Source organism: Bradyrhizobium genomosp. III (assembly GCF_000261705.1).
In the GTDB taxonomy this organism is placed as follows: Bacteria; Pseudomonadota; Alphaproteobacteria; order Rhizobiales; family Xanthobacteraceae; genus Bradyrhizobium; species Bradyrhizobium ottawaense.
This window is the reverse complement of record NZ_AJQF01000131.1, coordinates 1-4361: the sequence shown is the minus strand read 5'-3', so window position 1 is coordinate 4361 and position 4361 is coordinate 1. Positions and strand designations below refer to the sequence as shown.

The window sequence follows — 4361 nt, the reverse complement described above, 5'->3', positions numbered from 1 at the left end:
GCCGGTGACGCAGCCGCGGTCGACTACGCCGCAGAGCCAGAACTATCCGGCATCGTCCTATCCGCAACGATCGAACTATCCCGAAAGCGCGGTGCGCCAACCCTCCGGCTATGGCAGCTCAAGCGGGCCGGTGTTACTGAACGCGCCCGGCGTGGCGGCGCAGGAGGACGAGATCGACCTGCCGCCCGACGGTACCGATGCCGCGGGCGCGGCGCGCTACATGAATTCGCCGAGCTATCCGGCGCGGCCGGCACCTTACTCGCAGGCGCCGGCGCAGCAGCCGCCGCCGCGCCTTGGCCCGGCGCAGGGCAATCCCGTCACGGCCGTCGGTCCGGTCGCGATCAAGCCGACCGCGACGCTCGCCTGTCCGATCGTGTCCGAGCTCGACCGCTGGCTCGCCGACACCGTGCAGCCTTCAGCGATGCGCTGGTTCGGCGTCCGCGTCGCCGAGATCAAGCAGATCTCCGCCTATTCCTGCCGCGGCATGAACGGCAATCCGCATTCTCACATCTCCGAACACGCCTTCGGCAACGCGCTCGACATTGCCGCCTTCGTGCTCGCCGACGGCCGCCGCGTCACCGTGAAGGACGGCTGGCGCGGCATGCCGGAGGAGCAGGGATTTTTGCGCGACGTACAGTCGGGCGCTTGCGCGCATTTCACCACCGTGCTCGCGCCGGGGTCGAACGTCTATCACTACGATCACATCCACGTCGATCTGATGCGCCGTGCCAGCCGCCGCCTGATCTGTCAGCCCGCCGCCGTCTCCGGTGAAGAGGTGGCCTCGCGCGCGCAGTCGCGCAGGCCGTACGCGAATGCGCGCGAGCCTTCCGTGACCGGCTCGCTCGGTGTGCGCAAGAGCACGGGGCACAAGCGCGAGGAAGACGATTACGCCGACGATTAGACGGACGCAGCTGCTCTTGTCGCCCGGATGAGCCAACGGGTCGGCGCGAAGCGCCGGCCCGATGACAGGCTCCGCGATATCCGGGGATAGTGGTCCCGCATATCGCTGCACTCACGCGGGCTACGATCTACGTCCGCTTCGCCGGTGCGGGGACCAACCCCATGCAGAGCTGCACCTCGCCCGGGACATTGTAGGTGCGCATGATATGGCGGCTGTCGCGCAGACCGGTCGCCTCACGCTGCACCACGAACATCCAGAGCGCCTGACCGGCTTCCATCACCAGCTTGCGCCTGGCCGGTTGCATCGAGGCCGGCAGCTCCGAGAGCGCGTGGGCGGCGTCGAACTCGCGCAAGCGGGTTAGCGCCTGTTCGAGTGTGCGGCCCATCCGTCCAAGCGCCGAGGCCTGTTCCTGAACGATCTCGTAATGGAGGATATCGACGGGCGGGCGAAGATCACGGGACATGACCGCAAATATAGTGCCGCCTGACGGGCCTGCGCAACGCGCAGCTACTTCGCCTTGTATGCCGCCATAAACATCCGCGTCGCACTGTCGACGACCTCGGTCATGCGCTGTTCCGACGGCGCGGGCGCGGCCTGGAACACGAAGGGCAGAAAGAGGGACGCCTTGCACAGCTCCATGAACTGGGAGGCGGCAAGGTTGCAATCGTCGATCTTGAGATGGCCCGAGGCGACATGGGCTTTGAGATAGTCGGAGAGGCGGTTGATCGACTTGTCCAGCACCCGCGCATAATAGCGGCGGCCGACATCGGGCATGCGCTCGGCGATCGCCATCACGGTGCGGATCGCCGATCCGCCGCCGGGCCGGCAGAGCAGATGGATATAGGCCCGGCCGAACTCCTTCAGCGTGGTCTCGGCATCGCGCGCCGGATCGAAATTGAACACGACCTGGCCGTACTGGAGCGCCTCCTGCTCGAGGATGGCTTCAAACAGCGCGCTTTTGTCGGCGAAGTAGACGTAGAGCGTGCCCTTGGAGACCTGCGCGGCGCGCGCGATCTCGCCCATGCTGGCGCCGTCGAAGCCAAGATCCATGAACACTTTGCGGGCGCCGTCCAGGATCTGGCGACGTTTGGAGCCGTCCTCCTCCTGGATGACGTGCAGATGATCGCGGCCGGCTACAACCATTGGTTCAGGGTCTCGGCAGGTTTTTGAGTCGGGTCTGCGGCCATGAAACCCGAATAAAGGATTCTCGTCAGTAGGGTCCGGCCGGGATTATTATGTATATTGACCGAACCGTTCGGTCAATGATATTTGGATTAGCGAGAGGGAACAGGCCGCACGCCGGCTGTCTCTTTGATCGCGCTTTTTTGGGGAGGCCTTTATGGCCGTATCGAGAGACCAGGCTGCGCGCGTCCTTCGCCAGGAAACGGTGGAGGAGCACGCGGACGGTGATGCTGCGATCGAGAACGCTGCACCCCTTGCCGAGCAATTGCGCTCTCACGTGGCCGAGGAAGCCAGGCGCCGCACCGCCGAGGCGCCGGAGAAGCCCGTGACCGACAAGCCGGTCGCACCTGCGCCGGAGGCACCTGCCGCCGGCGCTCCCAAATCCGGCAAGCGCAAGTTCGTCCTGATGGGCGTCGGCCTCGTGCTGGCGCTCGCGGCCGCGAGCTATGCCGGCTACTACACGCTGGTTGGCCGCTTCTACATCTCCACCGATGACGCCTATGTCCGCGCCAACAACACCATGCTGGGCGCGCGCGTCTCCGGCCACATCGCCTCGATCCTTGCCGGCGACAACACGACCGTGAAAGCGGGCGACATTGTCTTCCGCATCGATGACGGGGATTACAAGATCGCGGTCGATGCCGCCGCGACCAGGATCGCAACCCAGCAGGCCACCATCGATCGCATCGGCCGCCAGGTCGCCGCGCTCGACAGCCAGGTGGCGCAGGCCAAGGCGCAACTCGTCTCGGCTGAAGCGGGCCTCAAGCGCGCCGATCTCGACTATGAGCGCCAGCAGGCCCTGAGCAACAAGGGGTTTGCCTCGCGCGCCACCTTCGAGAGCTCGGAAGCCGGACGCGACCAGGGCGCCGCCGCAGTCAAGGCCGCGCAGGCCGCATACGACGTTGCAATCAGTAATGTCGATGTCGCCAAGGCGCAGCAGGCCGAAGCCCAGGCCCAGCTCGCCGAGCTCAAGACCACGCTCGCCAAGGCCGAGCGCGATCTCAGCTTCACCGCGGTGCGCGCGCCGGTCGACGGTACGTTCTCCAATCGCCTGGTCAACGCCGGCGACTTTGTCGCGGTCGGCCAGCGCCTCGGCAACATCGTGCCGCTGGACGCCGTCTATATCGACGCCAATTTCAAGGAAACGCAGCTCAAGCGCATCCGTCCCGGCCAGTCGGTGACGATCAAGGTCGATGCCTACGGCATGCGCAAGTTCTCCGGCGTCGTCGACAGCATCGCGGCGGGCGCGGGCTCGGTGTTCACGCTGCTGCCGCCCGACAACGCCACCGGCAACTTCACCAAGATCGTGCAGCGCGTGCCGGTCCGCATTCGCGTGCCAAAGTCGGTGGCGAAGCAGAACCTGCTCCGCGCCGGCATGTCGGTCTATGCGACCGTCGACACCAACAAGGGCGCGGCCGACGCCGACAGCGAGGTCGACCTCGACGATCCCACCGCGATCCACCCGCAGTAGCCACAGCCTCAGCGCTGCGAGGTCAGACCATGGCCAACGCCACCACCGCTTCACCCGCCATGATGGCGGACCGCGATTCGGAGCGCATCGCGCCGAAGCGGTTGTTCGCTTTCATCATCATGGTGTTCGGGATGTTCATGTCGATCCTGGACATCCAGATCGTCTCGGCCTCCCTGAGCGAAATCCAGGCCGGATTGTCAGCGAGCTCCAGCGAGGTCTCCTGGGTCCAGACCGCCTATCTGATTGCGGAGGTCATTGCGATCCCGCTGTCCGGATTCCTGTCGCGCGCCTTCGGCACGCGGCTGTTGTTCGCGATCTCTGCGGCTGGCTTCACCGCCTCGAGCCTGCTCTGCGGCTTCGCCACAACCATCGAGGAGATGATCCTCTGGCGCGCGCTGCAGGGCTTTCTCGGCGCCGGCATGATCCCGACGGTGTTCGCCTCGGCCTATACCGTTTTTCCGCGCTCCAAATTCCACATCGTCGGCCCCATCATCGGGCTGGTCGCGACGCTGGCGCCGACCATCGGACCGACGGTCGGCGGCTACATCACCGATCTGATGTCGTGGAACTGGCTGTTCTTCATCAACGTCGTGCCCGGCATCGGCATCACCCTGGGCGTGCTGGCGCTGGTCGATTTCGACGAGCCGCATTTCGAGCTGCTCGACCGCTTCGACTGGTGGGGTCTGTTGTTCATGGCGGGCTTCCTCGGCACGCTGGAATATGTGCTGGAGGAGGGGCCGCAATATGAATGGATGCAGGATACCTCGGTCGCGATCTGCGCCTGGATCTGCGCGATCTCGGCGATCG

At 65.5% G+C, this 4361-nt stretch carries 5 protein-coding genes; 3 read left to right on the top strand and 2 right to left on the bottom strand.

Annotation, left to right across the window (positions count from 1 at the left end; translation table 11 throughout):
• On the top strand, positions 1–901 hold a 901-nt coding region (locus tag IC66_RS0111420), incomplete at its 5' end, for an extensin-like domain-containing protein (RefSeq protein ID WP_038947699.1).
• A gap of 127 nt (positions 902–1028) precedes the next feature.
• On the opposite strand, the gene IC66_RS0111415 is transcribed toward IC66_RS0111420, so the two are convergent.
• Positions 1029–1364 (bottom strand): DUF6665 family protein, encoded by a 336-nt coding sequence (locus IC66_RS0111415; RefSeq protein WP_038947698.1) that lies wholly within the window; start codon positions 1362–1364, stop codon positions 1029–1031.
• 44 nt (positions 1365–1408) lie between these two features.
• Positions 1409–2044 carry a TetR/AcrR family transcriptional regulator gene (locus IC66_RS0111410; RefSeq protein ID WP_038947696.1) on the bottom strand — a complete coding sequence of 212 codons (636 nt, stop codon included), beginning with the start codon at positions 2042–2044 and terminating at the stop codon, positions 1409–1411.
• 196 nt (positions 2045–2240) lie between these two features.
• On the opposite strand from IC66_RS0111410, the gene IC66_RS0111405 reads away from it, so the two are divergent.
• Complete coding sequence (locus IC66_RS0111405; protein ID WP_038947695.1) at positions 2241–3554, top strand: HlyD family secretion protein; 1314 nt, start codon at positions 2241–2243, stop codon at positions 3552–3554.
• A 29-nt stretch (positions 3555–3583) separates the two neighbouring features.
• A partial coding sequence (locus IC66_RS0111400) for an MFS transporter (RefSeq protein ID WP_157158043.1) occupies positions 3584–4361 on the top strand: 778 nt, incomplete at its 3' end.

Coding starts and splice junctions, on each gene's coding strand:
- IC66_RS0111415 (WP_038947698.1), bottom strand. CDS start 1,364: ATGTCCCGTGATCTTCGCCCGCCCGTCGATATCCTCCATTACGAGATC.
- IC66_RS0111410 (WP_038947696.1), bottom strand. CDS start 2,044: ATGGTTGTAGCCGGCCGCGATCATCTGCACGTCATCCAGGAGGAGGAC.
- IC66_RS0111405 (WP_038947695.1), top strand. CDS start 2,241: ATGGCCGTATCGAGAGACCAGGCTGCGCGCGTCCTTCGCCAGGAAACG.